We start from the raw sequence: 26544 nt of genomic DNA on the forward strand, positions 1-26544 counted from the left end.
CACGGTCCGGCTCACCCCTCTCTACGCGCTCTTCGCAAAACAACTCCCACCTCGCGCAGCAGGCTGGGCTTGGTGGGTTTGGGGGGTCCGGGCAGTACGTCGAACCCGGCGGCCGCGATCGCGGTGAGGGCGGCACGCCCCCCTCCCACGAATCCGGCGAGAAGCAGCTTGAGCCTGCCGTGGACGCTACCCACCAGAGGGGTGCCTTCATTCAGCAGATCTCCGGCGCGTTCGGCTTCGTACGCGACCAGCGCCCGCACCGCCGCGCCCCCGGACGGTGCCGCCAGGTCGGATTCGGTGACATGGAACCTGGCCATGTCGTCGGCCGGGAGATAGATCCGGTCACGGCCGAGGTCCTCGGTGACGTCCTGCAGGTGCTCGACGATCTGCAGCGCGGTACAGACGGCGTCGGAGCGGCGGACACGCTCGGGACTGGCGGTGCCGGTCAGCTGGAGGACCAGGCGGCCGACGGGGTTCGCGGAGAGCTCGCAGTAGGCGAGGAGTTCCTCGTACGTCCCGTAGCGGCGGATCTTCTGGTCCTGCCGGTTGGCCTCGATGAGGCCGAGAAAGGGTTCGGGGGTGAGTGCGCGGCGACGCACGGTGGGGCGCAGTGCCTGCAGGAGGGGGTGGTGCGGCGTCTCGCCGGTGGCGGTGAAGATCCGTCGCAGGTCCGTCTCCAGCGCGTCGAGCATCGCGAGCCGGTCCTCACCCTCGGCCGGGTCGAGACCGAGGTGCCGGGCGTCGGCGCCGCCGGGGGCGAGGTCGCCGTCACCGATGTCGTCGACGAGCCGGGCGAAGCCGTAGACGGCCATCAGGTCGTCGCGCCAGGCGCGCGGCAGGAAGAAGGGGGCCACCGGGAAGTTCTCGTCCGCGGCCTTGTCAAGGGTTCCGGGTACGGCGGAATCAAGCCGCGTCTGCGGGGTACGGGTCACTGCGGACCGCCCTGCGCGAGGACGGCGTGAGCACCTCGGAGCTGGAGATCTTCCGTCATAGCCGTCACATCTCCCGTTCTACACTGCCGACCCAAAACATCCCATTCCGGACACGCCGCCCGCTCTCCCGAGTGCGGAGGACGACGATGAGCCGTCCCCCCAGGCGGTATCGCCCCACTTGCCACGAATCAGCACCGGTACAGCTTACGTTGTACAACGCTCATCCATACGCCGGGGTGCGGGGCGCACAACACCTGTGCGCTTCGCCCTGTCAACTTTCCCCTCGTGCAAGGAAATTGACGTCATCCGGCGGGAGGAGATCTTGCCGGGTGCCGTACGACGAGCCGTGGACGTCCGGGACGCGGCCGACGATCCGTAAGCAGCACAGCGGCCTCTGCCGGAAGGCTCCGGCAGAGGCCGCTGCGGTACGCGGCTTCGGTGACGCCCTACTTGCCCGTCTCGCGCTCGTACGCCTTCAGGACCTCGTCGGTCGGACCGTCCATCAGCAGTTCGCCCTTTTCCAGCCACAGCACGCGGTCGCAGGTGTCCCTGATCGACTTGTTGCTGTGGCTGACGAGGAAGACGGTGCCGGCTTCCTTGCGGAGCTCCCGGATGCGTTCCTCGGAGCGGATCTGGAACTTGCGGTCGCCGGTCGCCAGCGCCTCGTCGATCATGAGGACGTCGTGGTTCTTGGCGGCGGCGATGGAGAAGCGCAGCCGGGCCGCCATGCCGGAGGAGTACGTCCGCATCGGCAGGGTGATGAAGTCGCCCTTCTCGTTGATGCCGGAGAAGTCGACGATGCTCTGGTACCGCTCGCGGATCTCCTCGCGGCTCATTCCCATGGCGAGCCCGCCGAGCACGACGTTGCGCTCGCCCGTCAGGTCGCTCATCAGCGCCGCGTTCACGCCGAGCAGCGAGGGCTGCCCGTCCGTGTACACCTTGCCGCTCTCGGTCGGCAGCAGTCCGGCGATGGCCCGCAGCAGGGTGGACTTGCCGGAGCCGTTCGTACCGATGAGCCCGATGGCCTCGCCGCGGTAGGAGGTGAAGGAGACGCCGCGCACGGCGTGCACCTTGCGGACACCCCGCTCCTCGCCCTTGCCGCGGCGCAGTATCCGGCTCAGTGCCGCGGTGGCGCCACCCTTGCCACCGCCGCCGCCGTTGACGCGGTACACGATGTGCACGTCGTCGGCGATCACGGTGGGGATGCGCCCCGCGGTGTTGTCCTCAGCCACGGCCGTACCGCTCCTCTGCCTTCCAGAAGTACACAAAGCCCGCCACGCCCACCAGGAGCGCCCAGGCGAGACCCACGACCCAGACATGCGCCGGCAAGTTCTCGGAGCCGTAGCCGTCGATCATCGCGAAACGGATCAGGTCCATGTAGATGGCCGCCGGGTTGTACTGCAGCACATCGGCGATCCAGGCCGGCTTGTCGGCGAGCATCACCGGGATGGAGAACATCACGCCGGAGGCGTACATCCACGTCCGCATGACGAACGGCATGAGCTGGGCCAGGTCGGGCGTCTTGGCCCCGAGCCTCGCCATGATCAGCGCCAACCCGGTGTTGAAGAAGAACTGCAGGACCAGCGCGGGAATCACCAGCAGCCAGGACAGCCGCGGGTAACTGCCGAATCCGACGGTCACCGCAACCAGCACGATCATCGAGTACAGCAGCTGCTGGAGCTGCTGGAGCGAGAACGAGATGGGCAGCGAGGCACGCGGGAAGTGCAGCGCCCGCACCAGGCCGAGGTTGCCGGAGATCGCTCGGACCCCGGCCATCACCGAGCTCTGGGTGAAGGTGAAGACGAAGACCCCGGTCACCAGGAAGGGGATGAAGACCTCGGGTTCCATCCCCTTCTTCGTGCCGAGGATCAGGCCGAAGATGACGAAGTACACCGCGGCGTTCAGGAGCGGGGTGGCCACCTGCCACAGCTGCCCCAGCTTGGCCTGGCTGTACTGGGCGGTCAGCTTGGCCCGGGAGAACGCCATGATGAAGTGGCGTCGCCCGCGGAGCTGGCGCACGTACTCGAAGAGCCCGGGCCGGGCGCCGCTGACCGTGAGGCCGTACTTCGTGGCCAGACCGGCTGGGCTCAGGCCGTCATCGGCCGAGGGCGGGGTGCTCAACGCAACAGCACCGTCATGGGTTGTGTCACTCACCAGATGAAACTCTCGTATTCAAAACGCGCAGCCAGTCGCGGGCGCGGCTCAGGGCGGACAGGTCCCGACAAGAAAATTTACGCCTCATGCTCCCAGAGGCGAACCCTCTCAGATCACCGGAGGCCGGCCGAGTCTGGTCAGCCGCCATACCGTACGCCACTTCATCGGGCGACGCGGTCCGCAGGGTGTCGACCACCCTTCCCGGAAGCCGCCGAACCATGCCTTCAGCGCCGGGCCCGAGGGCTTGCGGAGCAGGGTCAGCAGCAGCCACACCCCGAGATACACCGGGACCAGCGGCGCGGGAAGATTGCGCCGCGCCAGCCAGACCCGGTTCCGGGCGACCATCCGGTGGTAGACGGCATGGCGGGACGGAGCGGTCGTGGGGTGGTTCAGGACCATGTCCGCGCGGTAGTCGATCAGCCAGCCGGCGTCCAGCGCCCGCCAGGCGAGATCGGTCTCCTCGTGCGCGTAGAAGAAGTCGCCCGGCAGCGGGCCGACCTCGGCGATGACCCGGGTGCGTACGGCGTTGGCGCCGCCGAGGAAGGTCGTCACCCGCGACGAACGCATCGGGTCGGCGGCGCGCAGCCGCGGCACATGGCGGCGCTGGGTCTCGCCGGTGTCCGGGTCGGCGATCCGGAAGCTGATGATGCCGAGCTTCGGATCGGCCTCGAACGCCTGCCGGCACAGCTCGGCGGTGTCGGTGAGCGGCAGATGCCCGTCGTCGTCGAGGAAGAGCAGGGCGTCGACGTCGGCACCGGACGGGCCGAAGGCCTCGATGCCCACGTTGCGGCCGCCGGGGATGCCCAGGTTCTCGGGCAGCTCGACGGTCCGCACGCCTGCGGGGACCTCAGGGACGGCGGAACCGTTGCCGACGACGACCACCTCGATACGGTCGCCGTCCTGCTCGGCGACCGAATCGAGCAGGGCGCGCAGCTCGGCCGGGCGGTTGCCCATCGTGATGATGACCGCGCCGAGTTTCATGGGGGAGCTCACTTCAGCCTGCTCGATGCCAGGACCGACACGAGGTGGAGGAGGGTCTGCAGCAGGGCGATGCCGGCCAGCACCGCGACCGCGAGGCGGCTGAAGAAGAGGTCGTCGCGGACCGCGTCCAGGACGGCCGCGACCAGAATGACGAGCGACGCCTCGACGCACAGGATCAGCCGGTGGAACTTGAGCGCACCGGCTGCCCGGCGGGCGAACGCCATGCCGGAGGAGCGCGGCTCGGAGGCGGACTCCTTGACCGGCGGCAGCCCGCCCTGGTGGCGTGCGACCCCGACCAGGTCGGTCTCGGCCTTGATCAGGATGGCGCCCAGCGCGGCGAGCGTGCCCAGGAAGGCCCACAGCCAGTCGATCCGCCCGGTGCCCCACAGGTCCGCGGCACGCAGGCCGAAGCCGACGAGCACGGCGGCGTCGCAGAGATAGGCGCCGACCCGGTCCAGGTAGACCCCGCCCAGGGAGAACTGCTTCTTCCAGCGGGCGAGCTCGCCGTCGACACAGTCCAGCAGCAGGTAGAGCTGGACCATGAGGACGCCGAGCAGCGCACCGGGGATGCCCGGGACGAGCAGGGCCGGAGCGGCGAGCACACCGGCCACGGTCATCAGGTAGGTCAGCTGGTTGGGCGTCACCTTGGTGTTCACCAGGTACCGGTCCACACGCAGCGAGACCTCGCGCATGTATATCCGGCCCGCCCAGTGTTCGCCGCTGCGCCGGTCCTTGACGCCCGGGGGGTGAACGACAGGGCGGAGTTCAGCTACTGATGGTCTTGGCATAGTCGGCGTACGCGTCCCTGATCTGGTCGGTGGACAGGTTGAGGTGCTCCAGGACCGTGAAGCGTCCCGGGCGGGTCTGCGGGGCGTAGTCGACGGCCTGGACGAACTCGTCGACGGTGAAGCCGATCTCCTCGGGCACGACCGGCAGACCGTGCCGGCGCAGGACCTCGGCGAAGAGGCCGGACTCCTCGCGGGCGCCGCGCAGGTGCATGGCGAAGGCGGCGCCGAGGCCGACCTGCTCGCCGTGGCTGGCGGCCCGCTTGGGGAAGAGCAGGTCGAAGGCGTGGCTGATCTCGTGGCAGGCGCCGGAAGACGGACGGGTGTCACCGCTGATCGAGATGGCGATGCCGGAGAGCACCAGCGACTCGGCCAGGACCGTGAGGAACTCGTCGTCGGCGACGGTGCCGGGGTGCCGCAGGACGGCTTCGCCTGCCGTACGGGCCATGGCGGCGGCCAGTCCGTCGATCTGCTCGTTGTTGACCTGGTGCGAGAGCTCCCAGTCGGCGATCGCGGAGATGTTGGAGATCGCGTCGCCGACGCCGGAGCGCACGAAGCGGTCCGGTGCCTGGCGGATCACCGAGAGGTCGATGACCATGGCGATCGGCATCGGGACCCCGTAGGAGCCCCGGCCGTTGTCGTTGTCCAGGGTGGCGACGGGCGAGCAGAGACCGTCGTGGGCGAGGTTCGTGGCGACCGAGACGAGCGGCAGGCCGACCCGGGCCGCGGCGTACTTCGCCACGTCGATGATCTTGCCGCCACCGAGGCCGACCACGGCGTCGTAGCGCTTGCCCTTGATGTCGTCGGCCAGCTTCACGGCGGCGTCGATGTTGCCGCCGGCGACGCAGTACCAGTCGGCGCCCGGCAGGGCCGGGGCGAGCGTCTCGCGCAGGGCCTGCCCGGAGCCACCGCTGATGGCGATCGCGAGCTTGCCGGATGCGGAGATCCGCTGGTCGACGAGAAGACCGGCCAGGTCGTCCATGGCGCCCCGGCTGATGTCGACGAAGACCGGGGAGGGAATGAGTCGGGTCAGTACCGGCACGCGATCTCCCTGCCCTTCGCGAGGTCGTCGTGGTTGTCGATCTCGACCCAGGTGACCTCGCCGATCGGGGCCACGTCGACGGTGAAGCCGCGGTTGACGAGCTCCTGGTAGCCGTCCTCGTAGTAGAGGTCCGGGTCCCGCTCGAAGGTGGCCTTCAGCGCGTCGGCCAGCTCCTCGGCGGCCTCGGCCTCGATGAGGGTGACGCCGATGTACTCGCCGGTGGCGGTGGCGGGGTCCATCAGCTTCGTGATCCGCCGCACACCCTTGTCACCGTCGGTGATGACCTTCATCTCCTCGTCGGCGAGGTTCTTCACCGTGTCGAGGGCAAGAATGATCTTCTGGCCCTTGCCACGCGCGTCCAGCAGGGTCCGCTCGACGGAGACGGGGTGCACGGTGTCGCCGTTGGCGAGGATCACTCCGCGCTTGAGGACCTCACGGGCGCACCACAGCGAGTAGGCGTTGTTCCACTCCTCGGCCTTGTCGTTGTCGACGAGGGTGAGCTTCAGGCCGTACTTCGCCTCCAGCTCCTCCTTGCGGTCGTAGACCGCTTCCTTGCGGTAGCCGACGACGATCGCGACCTCGGTGAGCCCGATCTCGGCGAAGTTGGCCAGCGTGAGGTCGAGGACCGTCTTCTCGCCGTCCACCGGCACGAGGGCCTTGGGGAGCGTGTCCGTGTAGGGGCGCAGGCGCCGTCCTGCGCCGGCTGCCAGTACGAGGCCGATCATGCGGGCTCTCCTTCGTCGTGAACGGCGGGCGCCCCGGAGGACACCCAGAAACGGATGGATTCCACGAGCACGACCAGTGCCACGGCAACCGCGAGGGCGGTGAGGGCCACGGTGAAGTCGGAGGCCCCCGTCAGTACGGCGGCGAGTACGGCCACCACCAGGGTCCGGCCCTCGTGACCGCCGATCGTGCGCACCAGCCACTTCGGCGGGGCGCCGGTGCCGCCTCGGATGCGGTACACCGTGTCGTAGTGATGGTAGGCGACCGCCGAAACCAGCCCGAAGGCCGCGGGAAGCGCACCGTCGATGTCGCTGCGCGCGGCCAGGATGAGGAACGTGCAGTACTCCGCCGCCCGGAAGACGGGAGGCACGAGCCAGTCGAGCGCACCCTTGAGGGGCCGGGCGACGGCTATGCCGGAGCAGATCGCGTAGAAGACGGCGGCTGCGATCATCTGCCGGCTGCCGAAGGGCTGCTGCAGCGCGGCGGCGATCAGTGCGCCGGTACCGACGACCGCCACCACCGGGGCGCTCCAGGCGCCGGGGATCCGGGGGCCGCGGGCCGCCACGAGTTCGGCGATCGGGCCGGAGTCGGCGAGGTCGGCGAGGGCCTTGGCGGCACGGTCGGTGCGGCGGGCCTTGCGGGTCAGGGACCGCAGCAGCCGCCCGGCGGTGGTGTAGCAGGCGGCGAAGGCGCAGCCGACGAGGAGCGCGTAGAAGACGATCCGCGGGGTGGTCACCGCGGTCAGTACGGCGATCATCGCCCAGCGCTCACCGATCGGGAGCACGATCATGCGGCGCACCCAAACCGTCCAGCCGACGCTGTCGAGCTTGTCGGAGAGGGCGGCTGTGGGGCTGGAGTTCGCGACCGCGTCGTGGTTGGCCTCGTTGAACGAGAAGTCGATCACATGGCGGCAGGACTGGAGCACCATCGCGCCGAGCGCCAGCGCCCAGACGTCGTCACCGCCGCGTGCCGCGCCGAGGGCGAGACCCGCGTAGTAGGCGTACTCCTTGGCCCGGTCGAAGGTGGCGTCGAGCCAGGCGCCCATCGTCGAGTACTGCAGCGAGTAGCGGGCGAGCTGCCCGTCGGTGCAGTCCAGCACGAAGGAGAAGAGGAGGAGCAGCCCGGCGGCGACGTATCCGCCGCGGGTGCCGGTGGCGGCGCAGCCGGCCGCGACCAGCGCGGTCAGCAGGGACGCGGTGGTGACCTGGTTCGGTGTGAAGCCGCGGCGCGCGCACCAGCGGGCGATGTAGCGCGAGTACGGGCTGATGCAGTACGTGGTGAAGAAGCCGTCGCGGGCCTTCACGGCGCCGCGCAGCCGGACCGCCTCGTCATCGACGGCGGCGACACCGGACCGCGCGGTGGCGCGTGCGGCCTCATCCGCCGGCACGGTGGCGACGAGCGAGCCGAGCTCCGGGCGCTGGACCGCGGTGCCCTCGGCGTCCATCGTGGCGGCGAGCCGGCCGGGCACCGTGCGGTCGCTGACCGTGACGGTGCTGCCGGGCGGCACCGCGGGAACTCCGGCACCGACCGCCTCGGTGGTGGTGCGCAGGGCGCGGACCAGGGCGGGGCGCGCCTCGGGCTGCGCGGTGAGCGCTCCGGGAACGGTGGCGGCGGGGAAGCGGGGGTCGGTCAGTCCGAGCCGTAGGGCGTGAACATGACCGACGAAGCGGGGGTCGACGAGGGCGACGCGGCTCTCGGCCGGCACCGCCGACAGCAACCGGGCCGCCTCGGTGACGTCGGCGGCGGTCTGTACGTCGAAGCCCAGTGACCTCAGATCGTCCTGGAGCGAGGATCCGGGTACCGGAGCACCTGTGAGAATGGCGGTCGACAGACGAACTCACTCCTTGGTGCTGAACACGGGTCGGCGCGCGACAGTGCGGCCCTGAATACGGCCGGCGGCATGTCGGCAGAGGCTATCGGATGAACGGAAGCGGGAGTTCACTGCCCGTTTGTGCTCCGTTCCGGGGGGACCGGCATCATCCGGCCCCGTCCGCGATCATCATCGTCGATGGCCGCCCCGCCTGACAAAACACGGGTCCTGCGTCACAGGCGACGGGCACGCGACGCCGTGCCCCCGTCGCCGGACCCTCTAACCTGGCCGCCATGACATGGCTGATCACCGGCGGAGCCGGATACATCGGGGCCCACGTGGTGCGGGCGATGAGGGGAGCCGGAGAGCGGGTGGTCGTGCTCGACGACCTCTCGACGGGCAATCCGGACCGGCTGGCGGACGACGTCCCGCTGATCCGGGGCTCGGCGGCCGACCGTGCGCTGCTGGACCGGGTGCTCGCGGAGCACGAGGTGACCGGTGTGGTGCATCTCGCAGCGAAGAAGCAGGTCGGCGAATCCGTCGAGAAGCCGCTTCTGTACTACCGGGAGAACGTCACCGGGCTGAACATCCTCCTGGAGGCCGTGGCGGCCGCCGGGGTACGACGCTTCCTGTTCTCGTCGTCGGCCGCGGTCTACGGCGTACCGGAGGCGGAGATGATCACCGAGGCGGCCCCCTGCGTCCCGATCAGCCCGTACGGCGAGACCAAGCTCGCCGGCGAGTGGCTGGTCCGGGCGGCCGGGCGGGCCCACGGGCTGTCCACCGGCTGCCTGCGCTACTTCAACGTGGCGGGCGCCGCCGAGCCGCAGCTGTCGGACACGGGCGTCTTCAACGTGATTCCGATGTTCTTCGACCGGCTGACCCGCGGTGAGGCCCCGAGGATCTTCGGGGACGACTACGCCACACCGGACGGCACCTGCATCCGCGACTACATCCACGTGGCCGATCTGGCCGACGCGCATCTGGCCGTGGCCCGGCAGCTGGCCGCACAGGACGGACCCGGGGACCTGACCGTGAACATCGGCCGCGGCGAGGGCGTCTCGGTGCGCGAGCTCGCCGATCTGGTGGCGGAGGTCACCGGCCACGAGCTGAAGCCGGAGATCGAGCCGCGCCGCGCCGGGGACGCCGCGAAGGCGGTCGCCTCGTGCGAGCGGATGTCCGGGGAGCTGGGCTGGACGGCCGGGCGCGGGGTGCGCGAGATGGTCGAGTCGGCCTGGCAGGGCTGGCTGCTGCACCATCCCGGCACAGTGGCCCGGTAGGCGGTCGAACGGTCCGGCGCGCCGCTCTGACCTGCAAGCATTTCCGCAGGTCAGAGCAGTTGACAACGGTGTTCAGTGCCGGGTTGCCCGATACCCCCCACCCGTAGTTCACTGACAGTGCCCGGGCCGTTCGCGTCCGGGCCCGCAGACGACCGGGAGGCGTCCCCATGGGGGCAGGGCACGATCACGGACATGCGCACGGAGGGCCCGCGCCCACCGGCACGGCGGCCGCCGCGTACAAGGGGCGGCTGAGGATCGCGCTGGGCATCACGCTCGCCGTGGCGGTCATGGAGGTCGTCGGAGGTGTGCTGTCGGGCTCCCTCGCGCTGATCGCCGACGCCGCGCACATGGCGACCGACGCCCTCGGTCTTGGCATGGCACTGCTGGCGATCCACTTCGCGAACAAACCGGCCGGGCCGAACCGGACCTTCGGCTACGCCCGCGCGGAGATCCTCGCCGCGCTGGCCAACTGTGTCCTGCTGCTCGGTGTGGGCGGCTATCTGCTCTTCGAGGCGGTGGAGCGTTTCACCACCCCGGCCGAGACGCGGGGCGGGCTGACGATCGCCTTCGCCCTGGTCGGCCTGGTCGCGAACATGGTGTCCCTGTCCCTGCTGATGCGTGGGCAGAAGGACAGCCTCAACGTGCGCGGCGCCTATCTGGAGGTGCTGGCGGACGCCCTGGGCTCGGTGACCGTGCTGGTCTCGGCGGGCATCATCCTGGCGACGGGCTGGCAGGCCGCGGACCCGGTCGCCTCGCTGGTCATCGGGCTCATGATCGTCCCGCGCACGGTGAAGCTGCTCCGCGAGACGCTGAACGTCCTCCTCGAGTCGGCGCCGCCGGGGGTCGACATGGGCGAGGTGCGCGATCACATCACGGCGCTGCCCGGGGTGCTGGACGTCCATGACCTGCATGCCTGGACGATCACCTCGGGCATGCCGGTCCTCTCCGCGCATGTGGTGGTGCATCAGGAGTTCCTCGACTCGATCGGGCACGAGAAGCTCCTCCACGAACTGCAGGGCTGCCTCGGCGACCACTTCGACGTCGAGCACTGCACCTTCCAGCTGGAGCCGAGCGGCCACGCCGAGCACGAGGCGAAGCTCTGCCACTGACACGGGCCCGGGCGAACCCGCGGTGTAGGGTTTTCGCAGCGATGTACGAATCACTCAAGGGCTGCCCACGTTGACCGACGACGACCACTCTCTGAACGGCTCGCCTCTTTCTTTCCCGCATGATCGCGATCCGGGGCGTCCGTCCGCCGAAGCCCGCTGGACCACCCGCCCCGAGACCGCTGCGGACATCGCGGCCGTGCACGCGGTCAACGCCGCCGCGTTCCCGACGGAGGCCGAAGCCGGCCTGGTCGACGCCCTGCGCGAGGACCCGTCGGCCTGGCTGCCCGGGCTCTCGTACGTCGCCGAGGCGCCCGACGGGACCCTCGCCGCCTGCGCCCTGCTGACCCGCTGCCTGGTCGGGGGCGTACCGGCTCTCGCCCTGGCCCCGGTGGCCACCGCCCCCGCGTACCAGCGCCGTGGCGCGGGGCAGGCCGTCGTGCGGGCCCTGCTCGATGCCGCACGCTTGCGCGGGGAGTCGCTGGTCCTGGTGCTCGGTCATCCCGAGTACTACCCGAAGTTCGGTTTCGTGCCCGCCTCGCGGTACGGAATCCGGCCAGGTTTCGAGGTGCCCGACGAGGCGATGATGGCCCTGGTCCTCGATGGTTCCGCGGCCGTCGCGCAGGGCACGATCGAGTATCCGGCGGCGTTCGGGGTCTGACGCGCCGTCCGGGCCCCGGCGCGCCCGGGCGGTGCGGCGGGGCCGGACATGCCAGCACCCGAAGTGCGGACAAGCCGCTTTTGTACGGCAGACTTGAGCAGACTCGACGGGACCGGCGCTCGGGGCCGAGTCCATAGCGAAGGATGGGTATGCCGACCACACCAGCCACCGCGGCGAACAACTCGTCGAACGGCGCAGCAGAAGCGATCATGCTCGAACTGGTCGACGAGAACGGCACCACCATCGGCACGGCGGAGAAGCTCGCCGCCCACCAGGCACCGGGTCAACTCCACCGGGCGTTCTCCGTGTTCCTCTTCGACGAGCAGGGCCGCCTGTTGCTCCAGCGCCGCGCGCTCGGCAAGTACCACTCCCCCGGTGTCTGGTCCAACACCTGCTGCGGCCACCCCTATCCGGGTGAGGCGCCCTTCGCCGCCGCCGCCCGGCGGACGTACGAGGAGCTGGGTGTCTCGCCCTCGCTGCTGGCCGAGGCGGGCACGGTGCGCTACAACCACCCGGATCCCGCGTCGGGTCTGGTCGAGCAGGAGTTCAACCACCTCTTCGTGGGCATGGCCCAGGAGCAGCTGCGGCCGGATCCCGAGGAGGTGGGCGAGACGGCCTTCGTGACGGCCGGGGAGCTGACCGAGCGGCATGCCCGGGCGCCCTTCTCCGCCTGGTTCATGACGGTGCTGGACGCCGCCCGTCCCGCGGTCCGGGAACTGACCGGACCCGCTGCGGGCTGGTAGGCGCGACCCGCCGGCGCGGAGGGGTCACAGCCGTGAGCTGAGCGGCAGGGCCGCCCAGATGACCTTTCCGCCGCCCGCGGTGTGCTCCACGTCGCAGGTGCCGCCCGCTTCCCGGGTGATCTCACGGACGAGCAGGAGCCCGCGCCCGCCGGTCTGCGCGTAGTCCGTCTCCAGGGCCGTCGGCCGGTAGGGGTGGTTGTCCTCGACGGACACCCTGATCCACTCGGCGCCCACGGCGACCTCGACCGCGAGCTCCGGCGAGAGCAGTGCGGCGTGCTTCACCGCGTTGGTCGCCAGTTCGGAGACGATGAGCAGCAGCCCCTGGGCGATGTCGTCGTCCACGGGGACGCCCTGGCGCTCCAGCAGATCGCGTACGGCGTGCCGGGCCTGGGGTACGGAGACGTCCGTGGCCGGGGCGGTGAACCGCCAGACCCCTTCGTACGACACGGGCCGGGCGGGGACACTCCCGCGGCTCTCCATTGTCCGGTACCCGCTCTCCACTCGGTGGTGACTGCACGTCGAGTACAGGGTGCGGGGCGTAGTCGGCTCGGTCCGTACCACTGAACAGAAGTCGACTCCAATCGACGGAACTTGACCGATTCGGTGCGGGTCCGTCAGCTTTCGGACTGCTTCTGCTCTTCCTCCGAGGGGCCGTCCGCCTCGGTGCCGGGTGCCATCTGTTCCGAGACCATCGACACGATCCGCCGGCCGCCGACACCGATCGCGATGAGCCCCAGCCCGTCGAAGAGCAGCGCGAGCGAGAAGAAGCAGCCGAGCACGTAGAGGCTGCTGTGCGGCCAGTCGAAGAGCACCAGCAGCCCGAGCAGCAGTCCGAACGCGCCCTGCAGCAGCGTCCAGCCGAACTGGGGGCCGCGCACCACGACGCTGCCGACGAGGCGGAACACTCCGCCCGTGAGGAACAGCAGCGCGGCGAACATGGTCAGTGCCTCGGCGGTGCCGTGGGGGTGGCGGATGACGACGACTCCGGCGGCGATGTTCAGCGCCGCGACGACGACACCCAGCCAGAAGTAGCTGGTGCCGCGCGACTGGATCGCGTGGAGGAGCCCGACCAGGCCGCCGATGAGCAGCAGCCAGCCGAAGAGGATCATCGAGGTGAGCGTCGCGACGCCGGTGTAGACGAGGCCGACCAGGCCGGCGACGACGAGCAGGATGCCGAGCAGGGCCAGACCGCTGAAACTGCGGTGGAGCTTCCTGCCCTCTTTCACGGGATCGGCCACCGGACACTCCTCAGGGTGCGTGCCTGCTTCGCGACCCCTTCTTGATCATAGGTTCGAACGGCATGGATAGCATCCGGCGTATGGACCGTACGGAACCCCGGCTGGAGCACACCGTCGCGGACGGCGTCGCCACCGTCGTCATCAGCAACCCCGCCAAGCGCAACCCGATGACGGCCGCGATGTGGCGGGCACTGCCAGTGCTGCTCGACGAGCTGGCCGCCGACCCGTCGGTGCGCGCCCTGGTGCTGACCGGCGCCGGGGACACCTTCTGCGCGGGTGCGGACATCTCCTCGCTCCGCGACCCCTCGGGCGCCCCGCAGGGTCTCGCCGTGGAGGCGGAGGAGGCGCTGGCCGCCTTCCCCCGGCCGACGCTCGCCGCGGTGCGCGGCTACTGCGTGGGCGGGGGCAGCCAGCTGGCGGCCGCCTGCGATCTGCGGTTCGCGCAGGAGGGCGCGTCGTTCGGCGTCACCCCGGCGAAGCTGGGCATCGTCTACCCCGCCTCTTCGACGCGGCGGCTGGTCGCGCTCACGGGGCCGGCGACCGCCAAGCACCTGCTGTTCTCCGGTGAGCTGATCGGGACGGACCGGGCGCTGCGGACCGGTCTGGTGGACGAGGTGCTGCCCGTCGGTGAGCTGGACAAGCGCGTCGAGGCGTACGTACGGACCTTGGTGTCCCGTTCGCAGCTGACCCAGGCGGCGGCCAAGGAGTTCGCCGCCGGGCGCGAGGACCGGGACGCGCACTGGGCGGAGCAGGCGCGCCGCAGTGGCGACACCGCGGAAGGGGTCGCCGCCTTTCTGGAGCGCCGCTCCCCCCTCTTCACGTGGCCGGCCGGGGCGTAGGGGCTCCTATTCGAGAAGGAAGCGGCTCCCGGCCCGCCACCGCTCGACCATGGCGGCCGGGGCCTTCTCGGGTGATCCCGCGTCGTACGGCGGCTGCGGGTCGTACTCCGTGAGCAGTTGAACGGCCTGGGCGTGCTCGTCACCGGCGATCCGGCCGAGCAGGGTGAGGCCCATGTCGATGCCCGAGGAGACGCCCGCGGCGGTGACGTACTTGCCGTCGGTGACCACGCGTTCGCCGGTCGGCTCGGCGCCGTACTCCTTCAGCGTGTCCCGCGCGAGCCAGTGCGAGGTGGCGCGTCGTCCCCTCAGTAGTCCCGCGGCCCCGAGCAGCAGCGATCCGGTGCAGACGGAGGTCGTCCAGGTACTGGTGGCGTCCGCCCGGCGCAACCAGCCGAGGAGGGCCTCGTTGTCCATCTGGGCGCTCTGTCCCGGGCCGCCGGGGACGATCACCAGGTCGGGTGCCGGGACGTCGGCCAGCGTCCGGTCGGCGACCAGCGCCAGGCTGCCGCCGCTGTCGTTGCGCACCGCGCCGGCCGACTCTGCGACGAACACGGTCTCGGCGCCGGGCGCCCGGCTCAGGATCTCGTACGGTCCTACGGCGTCCAGCGCCGTGAAGCGGTCGAAGAGGACGATGGCGATCTGCATGGTGAATGCCTGCCTTCCGGTCAGTGGGTGAGCTGCTTCGTGGTGGCGGGCGCGCCCGCCGGGCGGGAGCTGAACCGCCGCCGGTATTCGGCGGGTCCCGTGCCCAGCGCCTTCAGGAACGCCCGCCGCATCGCCTCCGGGGTTCCGTAGCCGCAGGTGCGCGCGATCCCGATGACTCCGTCGGTGGTGTCCTCCAGGAGCCGGCGGGCCTGTTCGAGGCGCACGCGGTCGACGTAGCGGCCGGGGGTCATGCCGGTCTCCGCCTGGAACGCGCGGGCGAAGTGGCGCGCCGAGAGCCGGGCACGGGCGGCGAGGGATTCGACGGAGAGGTCCTCGCCGGGGTGTTCGGCGATCCAGTGCTGGACCTCGCGCAGCGGTTCGCGACGGGCCGTCTGAGCGGTGAGCTGGGCGCTGAACTGGGACTGGTTCCCGGGTCTGCGCAGAAAGACCACCAGGTGACGCGCCACCGTGAGGGCCACCTCCCGGCCGTGGTCCTCCTCGACGAGCGCGAGGGCGAGATCGATGCCCGCGGTGACCCCGGCGGAGGTGGCGAGCCGGCCGTCGCGTACGAAGATCGGCTCGGGGTCCACCTCGACGGCCGGGTAGGTACGCGCCAGGTGGTCGCAGACGTTCCAGTGGGTGGTCACCCGGTGCCCGTCCAGCTGTCCGGCCGCGGCGAGGAGCAGGGCGCCGCTGCAGACGGAGACGAGGCGTTCCGGGCGCGGGCCGTGCACGCGCAGCCAGTCGACGAGAGCAGGGGCGGGGTCCCGGGTGCCCTCGCCGCCCGGGACGAGCAGGGTGTGGGGCGTCGCGGCGTCGGCGAGGCTGCCGTCGGGGACCAGGACGAGACCGCTGGACGAGCGCACCGGCGCGCCGTCCAGCGAGGCGGTGCGCAGCTCGTACGAGACCTCCGGGAACCCGGAGGCACCGGCGAAGACCTCCAGGGGCCCGGTGACATCGAGGCTCTGGATGCCGTCGAAGAGGACGACGAGGACGGATCGCTGCTTCATGTCAGCCATCCTGGGCAGCCGGACGGAAGGCCGCAATGACGGGTTGCCCACCTTTCCTGCCATCACGGGATGCGGCGTGATTCACCGGGCCCTGGGGTTCCGGCACGTACCGACCAGTCGGTAACGTGCGGGTATGAGTACTCTTCCGCCCCGTGCCGGACGCCGCTGCCACAACGCCCTCAACCCGCTGCACTCCGCGCTCTACTTCTCCCCCGACCTCGGCAAGGAGCTCGGCGGGATCGGGATCGACGATCCCTCCGCCGCCTACTTCGCCTCGCGTGCGGCCGCCATGGGCGCGGTCGGCCCGGGAACGGTCACCGCCACCTTCTACAACTTCAACCACGCACTCGTGGCCAGGCACGTGCCCGCCATCTGGGACATCGCCTCGCCCGAGGCGGTCCTGAAGGCGCGGCTGCGGGCCGCCGACTCGACGCTGCGCCGGCTGCTCGGCGAGGAGGTCATCGCCTCCCCCGAGATGGCCGAGGCGGCCCAGCTGGCCCTGCGCGCCACCGAGGGCTGCACTCGGCACGCCCGGCCGCTCTACGCGGCGCACGCCGACCTCCCGGTGCCGCAGCAGCCGCACCTGGCGTACTGGCACGCCGCGACGCTGTTGCGTGAGCACCGCGGCGACGCACATCTCGCCGCTCTCCTCGCGGCCTCGCTCGACCCGATGGAAGCCCTGGTCAGCCACACGGCCACCGGCAAGGGCATGGCGCCGCGCTGGATCCTGGCCAGCCGCGGCTGGCGGCGCACCGACTGGGAGGACGCGTCCGCGCGGCTGCGCGAGCGTGGACTGCTCACCCCCGAGGGTGAACTGACGGAAGAGGGCACCGCGCTGCGGGCAGGCCTGGAGGAGACCACCGACCGGATGGACCTGGCACCGTACGAGCACCTCGGCGGCGCCGGCGTGGCCCGGCTGACGGAGCTGGGGCGCGGATTCCTCGGCATCGCGCTGGCGGCCGGTGCGTTTCCGGCGGACGCGACCGGCTGACCTGCCGGAAAACAGCGGCCGGTAACTGGGGTGGTCGGGCGACACGGCACGCGGCCACCCGGCACAATGCAGGCGAGTGGCTCCGGTGCCCGCCCGAACGGGCGGCCCCGGGCCCGACCAGCACAGCCAGCAGGAGAAGGCGAGTCGGTAGAACCGTGACGACGTCCATCGAAGGCAGGATCGCCGAGGAGCTCGGCGTACGCGAGCGACAGGTGAAGGCGGCCGTCGAGCTGCTCGACGGCGGATCGACCGTGCCGTTCATCGCGCGCTACCGCAAGGAAGCCACCGAGATGCTCGACGATGCGCAGCTGCGCACGCTCGAGGAGCGGTTGCGGTATCTGCGGGAGCTGGAGGAGCGCCGGGCGGCGATCCTCGAATCCGTACGGGAGCAGGGCAAGCTCGACGAGGCGCTGGAGGCGCAGATCCGGGCCGCCGACACGAAGGCGCGGCTGGAGGACATCTACCTCCCGTTCAAGCCGAAGCGGCGGACCAAGGCCCAGATCGCCCGTGAGGCCGGTCTCGAACCGCTCGCCTCGGGCCTGCTCGACGACCCGTCGACGGATCCGCTCGCCGCGGCCGCGGCGTTCGTCGACGCGGACAAGGGGGTCGCGGACGCCGCGGCGGCCTTGGAGGGGGCCCGCGCCATCCTCACCGAGCGCTTCTCGGAGGACGCCGACCTCATCGGCGACCTGCGTGAGCGCATGTGGTCGCGCGGGCGGCTGATGGCCAGGGTGCGGGACGGCAAGGAGGAGGCGGGCGCCAAGTTCGCGGACTACTTCGACTTCGCGGAGCCGTTCACCGCACTGCCCTCGCACCGGGTGCTGGCGATGCTCCGGGGCGAGAAGGAGGACGTCCTCGACCTGGTCCTGGAGCCGGAGGAGCCGTCCGGGACGCCCGGCCCGTCCAGCTACGAGAACATGGTGGCCCGGCGCTTCGGGGTGAACGACCGCGGGCGCCCCGGCGACAAGTGGCTCGGTGACACGGTGCGCTGGGCGTGGCGGACCCGGATCCTCGTCCACCTCGGGATCGACCTGCGGCTGCGGCTGCGCACCGCGGCGGAGGACGAGGCGGTGCGCGTCTTCGCGTCCAACCTGCGCGACCTGCTGCTGGCCGCGCCGGCCGGCACGCGGTCCACGCTGGGACTCGACCCCGGTTTCCGTACCGGGGTGAAGGTCGCCGTCGTCGACGCGACCGGCAAGGTCGTCGCGACCGATGTCATCTACCCGCACGTCCCGGCGAACAAGTGGGACCAGGCGCTCGCCAAGCTGGAGCAGTTGGCGAAGGCGCACGATGTCGATCTGATCGCGATCGGCAACGGCACGGCATCCCGCGAGACGGACAAGCTCGCCGGTGAACTGTGTGACAAGCACCCGGAGTTGAAGCTGACCAAGGTGATGGTGTCGGAGGCGGGCGCCTCCGTCTACTCGGCCTCGGCCTTCGCCTCGCAGGAACTCCCGGACATGGACGTGTCGTTGCGCGGCGCCGTCTCCATCGCGCGCCGGCTGCAGGACCCGCTCGCCGAACTGGTGAAGATCGACCCGAAGTCCATCGGGGTCGGGCAGTACCAGCACGACCTGTCCGAGGTGAAGCTGTCGCGATCACTGGACGCGGTCGTCGAGGACTGTGTGAACGGGGTCGGGGTCGACGTCAACACCGCGTCGGCGCCGCTGCTTTCGCGGGTCTCCGGCATCGGTTCGGGGCTCGCCGAGAACATCGTGGCGCACCGCGACGCCCATGGCCCCTTCCGGTCCCGCAAGGGCCTCAAGGATGTGGCCAGGCTGGGGCCGAAGGCGTACGAGCAGTGCGCGGGCTTCCTGCGGATCCGCGGTGACGACCCGCTGGACGCGTCCAGCGTGCACCCGGAGGCGTACCCGGTCGTCCGGGCGATGGTGAAGCGGACGGGGAGCGACGTCGCCTCGCTGATCGGCAACACGGGTGTGCTGCGGTCGATCCGGGCCGACGACTACGTGGACGAGAAGTTCGGGCTGCCGACCGTCACCGACATCATCAAGGAGCTGGAGAAGCCGGGGCGCGACCCGCGTCCGGCCTTCAAGACGGCCACCTTCAAGGAAGGCGTCGAGAAGATCGGCGACCTGGCCTCCGGAATGGTGCTGGAGGGCGTCGTGACGAACGTCGCGGCGTTCGGGGCGTTCGTCGACGTCGGGGTGCACCAGGACGGTCTGGTGCATGTGTCGGCGATGTCGAGGACCTTCGTGAAGGACCCGCGGGATGTCGTGAAGCCGGGTGACATCGTGCGGGTCAAGGTCATGGAGGTCGACATCCCACGGAAGCGGATCTCGTTGACGCTGCGGCTGGACGACGAGGCGGGAGCGGGCTCCGGGACCGGCTCCGGTGCGGGCTCCGGCGCCGCCGCCGGTGAGCGCGGCGGGCGTCCGCCGCGGCAGCGACAGGGGCAGGGGCAGGGCGCGCCGGGTGCGCGTGGCAGTCAGGGCGGCGGTCAGGGCGGCCAGGGGCGTGACCGGCGCGGTGGCGGGGGCGGCAACGGTGGCGGCGCTCGTCAGGCGCCGGCCTCGGCTCCGGCCAACGGGGCGATGGCCGACGCGTTGCGGCGGGCGGGGCTGTTGGATCCGAAGCAGGGCGGCAAGAAGCGGTAGCCCTGGCGGGGGTGCGGCGGGGTCGGGAGGGGGTGCGCCTGCGGCGGGCCTTCTCCCCGCCCCGCCCCTTCCCGTAACCGGGGCTCCGCCCCGGACCCCGCTCCTCAAACGCCGGAGGGGCTGGAGGGGGCCGGGGGGGGCGGGAGTGCCCCGGAGGGACGGAGGCGGGCGGAGAGGCGGAGGCGGGCGGCGGGACGGAGGAGGCCGGAGAGGTGGAGGAGGCCGGCGGGACGGGGGGTTCGGAAAGGTCGGGCGGGTCAGATTTCCGTCAGGCGGCCCGCCGCTACCTCGACGCGGCGCGTCGTACGGACCGCCTCCAGCATCCGGCGGTCGTGCGTGACCAGCAGCAGCGTCCCCGTGTAGGAGTCGAGAGCCGACTCCAGCTGTTCGATCGCGGGCAGGTCCAGGTGGTTCGTGGGCTCGTCCAGCACCAGGAGGTTGACGCCGCGGCCCTGGAGGAGCGCGAGCCCCGCGCGGGTGCGTTCGCCCGGGGAGAGCGTGGTCGCCGGGCGCATCACGTGGTCGGCGCGCAGGCCGAACTTGGCGAGCAGCGTACGGACCTCGGCGGGTTCCGTGTCCGGGACGGCGGCGCAGAACGCCTCCAGGAGCGACTCCGAGCCGTGGAACAGCTTCCGTGCCTGGTCGACCTCGCCGACCACCACACCCGAGCCCAGGCTGGAGTGCCCCGAGTCCAGCGGGAGGCGCCCGAGCAGGGCGGCGAGCAGCGTCGACTTGCCGGCCCCGTTGGCGCCGGTGATGGCGACCCGGTCCGCCCAGTCGATCTGGAGCGAGGCCGGCCCGAAGGCGAAGTCGCCGAGGACGCCCCGGGCCTCGCGCAGGGTGGCGACGACGGAGCCGGAGCGGGGCGCGGAGGCGATCTCCATCCGCAGCTCCCACTCCTTGCGCGGCTCGTCCACGACATCGAGGCGCTCGATCATGCGCTGGGTCTGCCGGGCCTTCGCGGCCTGCTTCTCGCTCGACTCGCTGCGGAACTTGCGGGCCATCTTGTCCGAGTCACCGGCCTTGCGACGGGCGTTCCTGACGCCCTTGTCCATCCAGGAACGCTGCATCAGGGCCCGGCCTTCGAGCGCCGAGCGCTTGTCCGCGTACTCCTCGAACTCCTCACGCGCGTGCCTTCGGGCCCGGTCGCGTTCCTCCAGGTAGGCCGCGTAGCCACCGCCGTACAGGTTGATCTGCTGCTGAGCGAGGTCGAGTTCCAGAACCTTGGTGACCGTGCGCATCAGGAACTCGCGGTCGTGGCTGATGACGACCGTGCCGGCGCGCAGCCCGGAGACGTACCGCTCCAGCCGTTCCAGACCGTCCAGGTCGAGGTCGTTGGTGGGCTCGTCGAGCAGGAAGACGTCGTAGCGTGACAGCAGGAGCGAGGCGAGTCCGGCGCGGGCGGCCTGGCCGCCGGAGAGCGCCGTCATCGGCAGGTCGAGCCCCACGGTGAGACCGAGGTCGGCCGCGACCTCCTCGGCCCGCTCATCCAGGTCGGCGCCACCGAGTGCGAGCCAGCGCTCCAGCGACTCGGAGTACGCGTCGTCGGCGCCGGGTGCCCCGTCCACGAGGGCCTGCGTGGCGGTGTCCATCGTCGCCTGGGCGTCGGCGACACCCGTACGGCGCGCCAGGAACGCGCGCACGGTCTCGTCGGGGCGGCGCTCCGGCTCCTGCGGCAGGTGACCGACCGTGGCGGTGGGCGGGGAGAGCCGCAGCTCGCCCTCCTCCGGCTGGTCGAGCCCTGCGAGGAGCCGGAGCAGCGACGATTTACCGGCGCCGTTGACTCCGACGAGACCGATCACGTCACCGGGAGCGACCACGAGGTCGAGCTCGGCGAAGAGAGTGCGGTCGCCGTGTCCGGCGGCGAGGTCCTTGGCGACGAGAGTGGCAGTCATCAGGGTGCCGATCCTAATCGGCCGCCGGACCGCCCCGGGCGGTCAGGCCCGCCGGTGGCTCGCGGGGACGGCCGGCGGAGCCCTCAGCCGTGCACCACGGGAGCGGTCAGCACGCTTCCCGTCGTACGTGCCACGAGGAGCACGCGAGGAAGGAACTCCGTTAGCGTCCGGCCATGAGCGGAGACCGAACGAGCGGGAACGGCGGGGCGGCAGTGTCGGATGTGATCGTGGTGGGCGGTGGGGTCAGTGGCCTCACCACGGCGATGGTGCTCGCGGAACGCGGTGACCGGGTGCGGGTCTGGTCCGCGGCCCCGGCGGCGGCCACGACGTCGGCGGTCGCGGGCGGTCTGTGGTGGCCCTACCGGATCGAGCCGCAGGACCGGGTGAGCGACTGGTCGCTGGCCTCGCTCCGGTGGTACGAGGAGCTGGCCGCCCGTCCGCGGGAGACCGGCGTACGGCTCGTCAAGGGGGTGCACCGGGGCGAGCGGCTCGCCGGGCTCGGGCCGTGGGCGGGGCAGCTGAAGGGTGCGGTGGAGACCGCCGAAGGGCTGCGGTGCCGGCTGCCACTGATCGACATGCCGGTCCATCTGGCGTGGCTGGAGGAGCGGGTCAGAGCGGCCGGCGGCTCGGTGGAGCGGCGCGGCGTCTCGTCGTTCGACGAGCCGGCCGCGGAGGCGGCGACGGTGGTCAACTGCACGGGGATCGGCGCCCGGGAGCTGGTCCCGGACGCCGGGATGCGGCCGGTGCGCGGTCAGTTGGTGCTGGTGGAGAATCCGGGCATCGAGGAGTGGTTCACCGAGGCGGATCCGGCGTCGAGCGAGACGACGTACTTCTTCCCGCAGCCGGGCCGGCTGGTGCTCGGTGGCACGGCGGGCACCGATGACTGGAGCACGGTGCCCGACCCCCGTACGGCGCGGGAGATCGTGGCCCGGTGCGCCCGGGTCCGCCCGGAGATAGCGCGGGCGCGGGTCCTCGGGCACCGGGTGGGGCTGCGGCCGGCCCGGGACGCGGGGGTGCGGATCGAGGCCGGGCCGCTGCCCGGCGGCGGGCGCCTGGTGCACAACTACGGGCACGGAGGTGCGGGTGTGACGGTGGCCCTCGGGTGCGCGCGGGCGGCGGCCCAACTGGTGGGCTGAGCCGCCGCCTACCGGGCGCGGCCCGGTTCGGTCGCGTCGCGGTGCGCCGGGCAGGACCCGGTTCCATCGCGTCGCCGTGCACCGTGCCCGACGCGGTTCAGTCGCCTGCGGCCGTCGAACCCCCGGGCCTGTCGTGGTGCTCGGTGGTGATCTGGCTGCCGCCGGGGCCGATCCGGATCTCGAAGTCTCCGTCGTACTTGGCGTGCCCCTCGATGACCGCGGACTCGACGGCTTCCACGCCGAACTCGCGGCGCACGATCAGCGGGTCCTCGCGCAGGTCCCGCATCAGTGCCACGCACATGCCGATCATCACGATGGTGAAGGGCGCCGCCACCAGAATGGTCAGGTTCTGCAGACCCTCCAGCGCGTTGCCCTTGCCGTTGCCGATGAGCAGCATGATCGCCGCCACGGCGCCGGTGACGACGCCCCAGAAGATCACGACCCACTTGGCCGGTTCGAGGATGCCCTTCTGGGAGAGGGTGCCCATCACGATGGAGGCGGCGTCCGCGCCCGAGACGAAGAAGATGCCGACCAGAACCATCACCAGGACACTCATCACCGTGGCGATCGGGAACTGGTCCAGTACGCCGAAGAGCTGAGCCTCCGGGGTGTCCGCCCCGCTCAGCCTGCCGGCCTCCTGAAGCTTGATCGCGGTTCCGCCGAAGACCGCGAACCAGACCAGGCTCACGGTGCTGGGCACGAGGATGACGCCTCCGATGAACTGGCGGATGGTCCGGCCCCGGCTGATCCGGGCGATGAACATGCCGACGAAGGGCGTCCAGGAGATCCACCAGGCCCAGTAGAAGACCGTCCAGCTGCCCAGCCACTCGGCCACCTCGCCCTCGCCGGTCGCCTCGGTGCGTCCGATGAGCTGGGGAAGATCACCGAGGTAGGCGCCGAGCGAGGTCGGCAGCAGATCCAGCACGATGATCGTCGGACCCGCGATGAACACGAAGACGGCGAGGATCAGGGCGAGCACCATGTTGATGTTGGACAGCCATTGGATGCCCTTCTCCACACCGGAGATCGCGGAGGCGACGAAGGCGACGGTCAGCACGGCGATGATCAGGACCAGCAAGCCGGTGCCCGTCTTCTCCTGCCAGTTCAGCTCCTGGAATCCGCTGCCGATCTGGAGGGCGCCCAGGCCCAGCGAGGCGGCCGAGCCGAAGAGCGTGGCGAAGATGGCGAGGATGTCGATCAGGCGGCCGAAGCCGCCGTGGGCGTGGCGGGCACCGATGAGCGGTTCGAAGACCGCGCTGATCGTCTGGCGCCTGCGACGCCGGAAGGTGCTGTACGCGATGGCCAGCCCGACCACCGCGTAGATCGCCCAGGGATGGAGCGTCCAGTGGAAGAGGGTGGTGGCCATCGCCGTCTGCATCGCTTCGGCGGCGTCGGCGGGGTGGGTGCCGGGCGGCGGGTCGGTGAAGTGCGCCAGCGGCTCGCTGACCCCGTAGAACATCAGGCCGATGCCCATGCCGGCGCTGAACATCATCGCGACCCAGGACACCGTCCTGAACTCCGGCTTCTCGCCCTCCTGGCCGAGGGTGATGTTGCCGTACCTGCTGATGGCGAGCCAGAGGGCGAAGACCACGAATCCGCTGGCCGCCAGCATGAAGGCCCAGCCACCGTTGTGGAGGAGGCCGTCGAGCAGCGTGTCGGACACGTCCTCCAGGGAGTCGGTGGCGGTGGCTCCCCAGACCACGAAGGCGAGGGTGAGGGCCGCGGTGACTCCGAACACCACCCGGTCGGTCGTGGGGCGCCGGCCCTGGGCCGGATCGCCGGGCAGATCCGCCGTCACCGACAGGTCCCCCCTGCCGCCCGTTCTCTGATCGTCCTGCGACACGAATGGCACCTTTCACGGAAGCTGAAATTTCGCTCTCCGTAGGCAGTACCACACACGGTGTACATCTCCCGGTATCAACAAGCGGTATCGGCTTGACCGTTTGTGAGGTGATATGTCGCCCTCCGGTCCAGGAGGAGCGGAATCAGCCTCCGGGCGGGCTGCCGCAGGGTCACATACCTGCCGTCGCCGTCGGGCCGGGACGTGACGCCGTGCAGGGCCAGTTCATCCTGCACGTCGGCGTAGCGGTCGGCCGTCAGCCGGTAGCCGCAGGGCGGGTCGGCGAGGATCTCACCGGGCTCCGCCGCCTCGTTGTCCGCTCCCCCGAGGAACACCGGCCCCCGGTCGGCGAGCCCTGCCGCGCGCGATCGTGCGGTGGCGGCGCGGATACGGTCGCGTTCTCCGTCGGCGTAGGCGAAGAGCGCGGTGAGTGCGACGCGTTGGGAATGGACACGACGGCGCTGCCCCGCGGCGGGATCGGCCCGTTCGGCGTCGGAGAGCGCGTCCGCACGGGATTCGACCAGCAGGCCGACCGCGTGCTTGAGGGCCGTCGTGTTGCGCAGGATGCGTTCCTGTCCGTCACCTGCGGTCTGTCTGAGCGGACCGCCGGTCAGCGGGTCGGTCCAGACCCCGTACCGGCCGCTGCTGAATCCCGCGTCCAGCAGGGCCGGACGCACATGGCGTTCGACCAGACGCTCGGATGCGTCGTGCACCCGTTCGTCGGCGTTGAGGTTGCGGGGCCAGAGGGCGTAGAGGTCCTTGTCGTAGTACGGCGGGGTGGCGCTGTACTCGTGGAGGTCCTCGACGACTTCGGGGGTACGGTCCCTGATGACGGCGGCCAGGGCGCGGGCCTCGGCGGTCCGCAGGGCGATGTGGTCGCGGTTGACGTCCAGTCCGTCGGCGTTGCCACGGGTGCCGGCGGCCAGGCCGTCGGGGTTGGCGGTGGGCAGGACGAGGATCTCGGTACGGGAGAGGAAGGCGCGGGTCACCGGGTCCGTGGCGTAGGCGAGGTCGCGGATCGTCGTCAGGCAGGCCTCGCGGCCGGCCGGTTCGTCGCCGTGCTGGCTGCAGACCAGCAGCACGGTGAGGGTGGCCCGGCGGCCGCCGCCGATCCGGACGAGGCGCAGGGGCCGTCCCTCCCCGGTCGTGCCGATCCGCTCCACGCTCACCCGGTCGCTGTGGCGGTCGGCGGCGGCGAGCAGCGAGCGTTCCTCGTCGGAGCTGGTCCACCGGGCACCGGCGGCCGACTCGAAGCCGGTACGGGGCGGGGTGTGCGCCGCCTCGGAGGGCGCGGTGACCAGGGCGACGGCGAGTGCGGCGGCGACGGCCGTCAGGGTGAGGTCACGGACGCGGGCGCGGCCGGAGGGCCTGCGGGGGCGGTTCGGCCCGGGTCGGGTCATCGGTCCGTTCGCCGGGCCGCGCGCCGTACACGTATCGGCATGCGCGGAAGGTACCCCCTGCGGTGCCCCGCGCGACAGACCTGCGCGGGGTTCGGCCCGCGGCCGGTTCACGGGAGGCGTCGCGCGACCGTGTACGCGACGCCTCTCCCGCGGGATGGCAGACTGCCCGGATGATCGATGACCTTCCCGCCGGCCTGGTGGCCCGGCACCTTGCCGAGGACGACCACCTCCGCGTACTCGCCGTACTGGACTCGTGGTGGGGCGGGCTCAAGGGGGAAGCGGGGTCGGCGGAACGCGCGTTGCTGCTGCCCCGGCTGTACTTCCAGCACTTCACGAGCACCGGTTTCCTGGTCGAAGGCGACGGTGGCGAGGTGGCCGCGTTCCTGGTCGGCTTCCTGTCGCAGACCGAACCCGAGACCGCCTACGTGCACTTCGTCGGCGTCGACCCGGCCCTGCACGGACAAGGTGTGGGCCGCGCCCTCTACAGGGCCTTCTTCACGCTCGCCCGGTCCCACGGGCGCCGTTGCGTGCGGTGCATCACCAGCCCGGAGAACACCGCGTCGCAGGCGTTCCACACCCGGCTCGGCTTCACGGTCTCCGCGGTGAAGCCGGACTACGACGGCCCCGGACTCGACCGGGTGGCGTTCACCATCGACCTTTCCGCCGACCCGGTGGCCACGCCCCGGCCGGTCTAAGGTGACGAGGTTCGCGCTCACCGCCG

At 71.1% G+C, this 26544-nt stretch carries 24 protein-coding genes; 9 read left to right on the forward strand and 15 right to left on the reverse strand.

Going from position 1 to position 26544, the window contains the following annotated elements:
• Window positions 1-11: 11 nt before the first annotated feature.
• The 8 genes from hpnC to OG959_RS02220 form a co-directional block, all read right to left on the reverse strand.
• On the reverse strand, window positions 12-932 hold the full coding sequence (gene hpnC, locus OG959_RS02185; RefSeq protein WP_326656259.1) for a squalene synthase HpnC: 921 nt from the start codon (window positions 930-932) through the stop codon (window positions 12-14).
• Window positions 933-1378: 446 nt separating this feature from the next.
• Window positions 1379-2164 (reverse strand): ABC transporter ATP-binding protein, encoded by a 786-nt coding sequence (locus tag OG959_RS02190; RefSeq protein WP_326656260.1) that lies wholly within the window; start codon window positions 2162-2164, stop codon window positions 1379-1381.
• Window positions 2157-3086, reverse strand: coding sequence for an ABC transporter permease (locus tag OG959_RS02195; protein WP_326656261.1), 930 nt, complete (start codon window positions 3084-3086; stop codon window positions 2157-2159). The genes OG959_RS02190 and OG959_RS02195 overlap by 8 nt, the downstream gene beginning before the upstream one ends.
• Window positions 3087-3194: 108 nt before the next feature.
• Complete coding sequence (locus tag OG959_RS02200; RefSeq protein ID WP_326656262.1) at window positions 3195-4067, reverse strand: glycosyltransferase family 2 protein; 873 nt, start codon at window positions 4065-4067, stop codon at window positions 3195-3197.
• Window positions 4068-4075: 8 nt separating this feature from the next.
• Window positions 4076-4855 (reverse strand): CDP-alcohol phosphatidyltransferase family protein, encoded by a 780-nt coding sequence (locus tag OG959_RS02205; RefSeq protein ID WP_148016970.1) that lies wholly within the window; start codon window positions 4853-4855, stop codon window positions 4076-4078.
• Window positions 4833-5894: an iron-containing alcohol dehydrogenase family protein gene (locus OG959_RS02210; protein ID WP_148016969.1), complete on the reverse strand. Its 1062-nt coding sequence runs from the start codon at window positions 5892-5894 to the stop codon at window positions 4833-4835. The genes OG959_RS02205 and OG959_RS02210 overlap by 23 nt, the downstream gene beginning before the upstream one ends.
• Window positions 5882-6619 carry a phosphocholine cytidylyltransferase family protein gene (locus OG959_RS02215; protein WP_326656263.1) on the reverse strand — a complete coding sequence of 246 codons (738 nt, stop codon included), beginning with the start codon at window positions 6617-6619 and terminating at the stop codon, window positions 5882-5884. The genes OG959_RS02210 and OG959_RS02215 overlap by 13 nt, the downstream gene beginning before the upstream one ends.
• Complete coding sequence (locus OG959_RS02220) at window positions 6616-8391, reverse strand: DUF5941 domain-containing protein (protein WP_442805720.1); 1776 nt, start codon at window positions 8389-8391, stop codon at window positions 6616-6618. The genes OG959_RS02215 and OG959_RS02220 overlap by 4 nt, the downstream gene beginning before the upstream one ends.
• A 329-nt stretch (window positions 8392-8720) precedes the next feature.
• Between OG959_RS02220 and galE the strand changes: the two genes are divergently transcribed.
• From galE to idi, 4 genes are all read left to right on the forward strand, one after another.
• The gene (gene galE, locus OG959_RS02225; RefSeq protein WP_326656264.1) at window positions 8721-9704 is read left to right on the forward strand and encodes a UDP-glucose 4-epimerase GalE; all 984 of its coding nucleotides are present in this window, start codon (window positions 8721-8723) and stop codon (window positions 9702-9704) included.
• A gap of 167 nt (window positions 9705-9871) precedes the next feature.
• Window positions 9872-10813, forward strand: coding sequence for a cation diffusion facilitator family transporter (locus tag OG959_RS02230; RefSeq protein WP_326656265.1), 942 nt, complete (start codon window positions 9872-9874; stop codon window positions 10811-10813).
• A 70-nt stretch (window positions 10814-10883) separates the two neighbouring features.
• Window positions 10884-11471: a GNAT family N-acetyltransferase gene (locus OG959_RS02235; RefSeq protein ID WP_326656266.1), complete on the forward strand. Its 588-nt coding sequence runs from the start codon at window positions 10884-10886 to the stop codon at window positions 11469-11471.
• A 149-nt stretch (window positions 11472-11620) separates the two neighbouring features.
• Window positions 11621-12214, forward strand: a complete 594-nt coding sequence (idi, locus tag OG959_RS02240) for an isopentenyl-diphosphate Delta-isomerase (protein WP_326656267.1) — start codon at window positions 11621-11623, stop codon at window positions 12212-12214.
• 24 nt (window positions 12215-12238) lie between these two features.
• Here the strand turns inward: idi and OG959_RS02245 are convergent, their stop codons facing one another.
• On the reverse strand, window positions 12239-12694 hold the full coding sequence (locus OG959_RS02245) for an ATP-binding protein (RefSeq protein WP_326656268.1): 456 nt from the start codon (window positions 12692-12694) through the stop codon (window positions 12239-12241).
• 134 nt (window positions 12695-12828) lie between these two features.
• Window positions 12829-13452: an HdeD family acid-resistance protein gene (locus tag OG959_RS02250; protein ID WP_326656269.1), complete on the reverse strand. Its 624-nt coding sequence runs from the start codon at window positions 13450-13452 to the stop codon at window positions 12829-12831.
• Window positions 13453-13532: 80 nt separating this feature from the next.
• Here OG959_RS02250 and OG959_RS02255 point away from each other — a divergent pair, with 80 nt between their 5' ends.
• Window positions 13533-14291, forward strand: a complete 759-nt coding sequence (locus tag OG959_RS02255; RefSeq protein WP_326656270.1) for an enoyl-CoA hydratase/isomerase family protein — start codon at window positions 13533-13535, stop codon at window positions 14289-14291.
• A gap of 6 nt (window positions 14292-14297) precedes the next feature.
• Here the strand turns inward: OG959_RS02255 and OG959_RS02260 are convergent, their stop codons facing one another.
• Together OG959_RS02260 and OG959_RS02265 are read right to left on the reverse strand one after the other, a co-directional pair.
• Window positions 14298-14936, reverse strand: a complete 639-nt coding sequence (locus tag OG959_RS02260) for a DJ-1/PfpI family protein (RefSeq protein WP_326656271.1) — start codon at window positions 14934-14936, stop codon at window positions 14298-14300.
• Window positions 14937-14956: 20 nt separating this feature from the next.
• Window positions 14957-15946, reverse strand: a complete 990-nt coding sequence (locus OG959_RS02265) for a GlxA family transcriptional regulator (RefSeq protein ID WP_326656272.1) — start codon at window positions 15944-15946, stop codon at window positions 14957-14959.
• A 133-nt stretch (window positions 15947-16079) separates the two neighbouring features.
• Between OG959_RS02265 and OG959_RS02270 the strand changes: the two genes are divergently transcribed.
• Together OG959_RS02270 and OG959_RS02275 are read left to right on the forward strand one after the other, a co-directional pair.
• Window positions 16080-16937, forward strand: a complete 858-nt coding sequence (locus OG959_RS02270; RefSeq protein ID WP_326656273.1) for an SCO6745 family protein — start codon at window positions 16080-16082, stop codon at window positions 16935-16937.
• A gap of 155 nt (window positions 16938-17092) precedes the next feature.
• The gene (locus OG959_RS02275) at window positions 17093-19552 is read left to right on the forward strand and encodes a Tex family protein (RefSeq protein WP_326656274.1); all 2460 of its coding nucleotides are present in this window, start codon (window positions 17093-17095) and stop codon (window positions 19550-19552) included.
• Window positions 19553-19809: 257 nt separating this feature from the next.
• Here the strand turns inward: OG959_RS02275 and OG959_RS02280 are convergent, their stop codons facing one another.
• A complete protein-coding gene (locus tag OG959_RS02280) occupies window positions 19810-21447 on the reverse strand; it encodes an ABC-F family ATP-binding cassette domain-containing protein (RefSeq protein ID WP_326656275.1) in 1638 nt (545 codons plus the stop codon).
• A gap of 173 nt (window positions 21448-21620) precedes the next feature.
• Between OG959_RS02280 and OG959_RS02285 the strand changes: the two genes are divergently transcribed.
• Window positions 21621-22583: an FAD-dependent oxidoreductase gene (locus OG959_RS02285; protein WP_326656276.1), complete on the forward strand. Its 963-nt coding sequence runs from the start codon at window positions 21621-21623 to the stop codon at window positions 22581-22583.
• A 97-nt stretch (window positions 22584-22680) separates the two neighbouring features.
• Here the strand turns inward: OG959_RS02285 and OG959_RS02290 are convergent, their stop codons facing one another.
• Together OG959_RS02290 and OG959_RS02295 are read right to left on the reverse strand one after the other, a co-directional pair.
• Window positions 22681-24426 carry a BCCT family transporter gene (locus OG959_RS02290; protein ID WP_326656277.1) on the reverse strand — a complete coding sequence of 582 codons (1746 nt, stop codon included), beginning with the start codon at window positions 24424-24426 and terminating at the stop codon, window positions 22681-22683.
• 74 nt (window positions 24427-24500) lie between these two features.
• On the reverse strand, window positions 24501-25823 hold the full coding sequence (locus OG959_RS02295) for a M14 family metallopeptidase (RefSeq protein WP_326656278.1): 1323 nt from the start codon (window positions 25821-25823) through the stop codon (window positions 24501-24503).
• Between the two features lie 170 nt (window positions 25824-25993).
• On the opposite strand from OG959_RS02295, the gene OG959_RS02300 reads away from it, so the two are divergent.
• Window positions 25994-26518, forward strand: a complete 525-nt coding sequence (locus OG959_RS02300; RefSeq protein ID WP_326656279.1) for a GNAT family N-acetyltransferase — start codon at window positions 25994-25996, stop codon at window positions 26516-26518.
• Window positions 26519-26544 lie beyond the last annotated feature (26 nt).

This window comes from Streptomyces sp. NBC_00385 (genome assembly GCF_035917155.1).
GTDB classification, from domain to species: domain Bacteria; phylum Actinomycetota; class Actinomycetes; order Streptomycetales; family Streptomycetaceae; genus Streptomyces; species Streptomyces poriferorum.

Bases quoted from the DNA above. Each gene is read 5' to 3' on its own strand.
- OG959_RS02280 (WP_326656275.1), bottom strand. From the start codon at position 21,447: ATGACTGCCACTCTCGTCGCCAAGGACCTCGCCGCCGGACACGGCGAC.
- OG959_RS02255 (WP_326656270.1), top strand. From the start codon at position 13,533: ATGGACCGTACGGAACCCCGGCTGGAGCACACCGTCGCGGACGGCGTC.
- OG959_RS02285 (WP_326656276.1), top strand. From the start codon at position 21,621: ATGAGCGGAGACCGAACGAGCGGGAACGGCGGGGCGGCAGTGTCGGAT.
- idi (WP_326656267.1), top strand. From the start codon at position 11,621: ATGCCGACCACACCAGCCACCGCGGCGAACAACTCGTCGAACGGCGCA.
- OG959_RS02215 (WP_326656263.1), bottom strand. From the start codon at position 6,619: ATGATCGGCCTCGTACTGGCAGCCGGCGCAGGACGGCGCCTGCGCCCC.
- OG959_RS02300 (WP_326656279.1), top strand. From the start codon at position 25,994: ATGATCGATGACCTTCCCGCCGGCCTGGTGGCCCGGCACCTTGCCGAG.
- galE (WP_326656264.1), top strand. From the start codon at position 8,721: ATGACATGGCTGATCACCGGCGGAGCCGGATACATCGGGGCCCACGTG.
- OG959_RS02295 (WP_326656278.1), bottom strand. From the start codon at position 25,823: ATGACCCGACCCGGGCCGAACCGCCCCCGCAGGCCCTCCGGCCGCGCC.
- OG959_RS02230 (WP_326656265.1), top strand. From the start codon at position 9,872: ATGGGGGCAGGGCACGATCACGGACATGCGCACGGAGGGCCCGCGCCC.
- OG959_RS02270 (WP_326656273.1), top strand. From the start codon at position 16,080: ATGAGTACTCTTCCGCCCCGTGCCGGACGCCGCTGCCACAACGCCCTC.
- OG959_RS02260 (WP_326656271.1), bottom strand. From the start codon at position 14,936: ATGCAGATCGCCATCGTCCTCTTCGACCGCTTCACGGCGCTGGACGCC.
- OG959_RS02245 (WP_326656268.1), bottom strand. From the start codon at position 12,694: ATGGAGAGCCGCGGGAGTGTCCCCGCCCGGCCCGTGTCGTACGAAGGG.
- OG959_RS02265 (WP_326656272.1), bottom strand. From the start codon at position 15,946: ATGAAGCAGCGATCCGTCCTCGTCGTCCTCTTCGACGGCATCCAGAGC.
- OG959_RS02205 (WP_148016970.1), bottom strand. From the start codon at position 4,855: ATGCCAAGACCATCAGTAGCTGAACTCCGCCCTGTCGTTCACCCCCCG.
- OG959_RS02200 (WP_326656262.1), bottom strand. From the start codon at position 4,067: ATGAAACTCGGCGCGGTCATCATCACGATGGGCAACCGCCCGGCCGAG.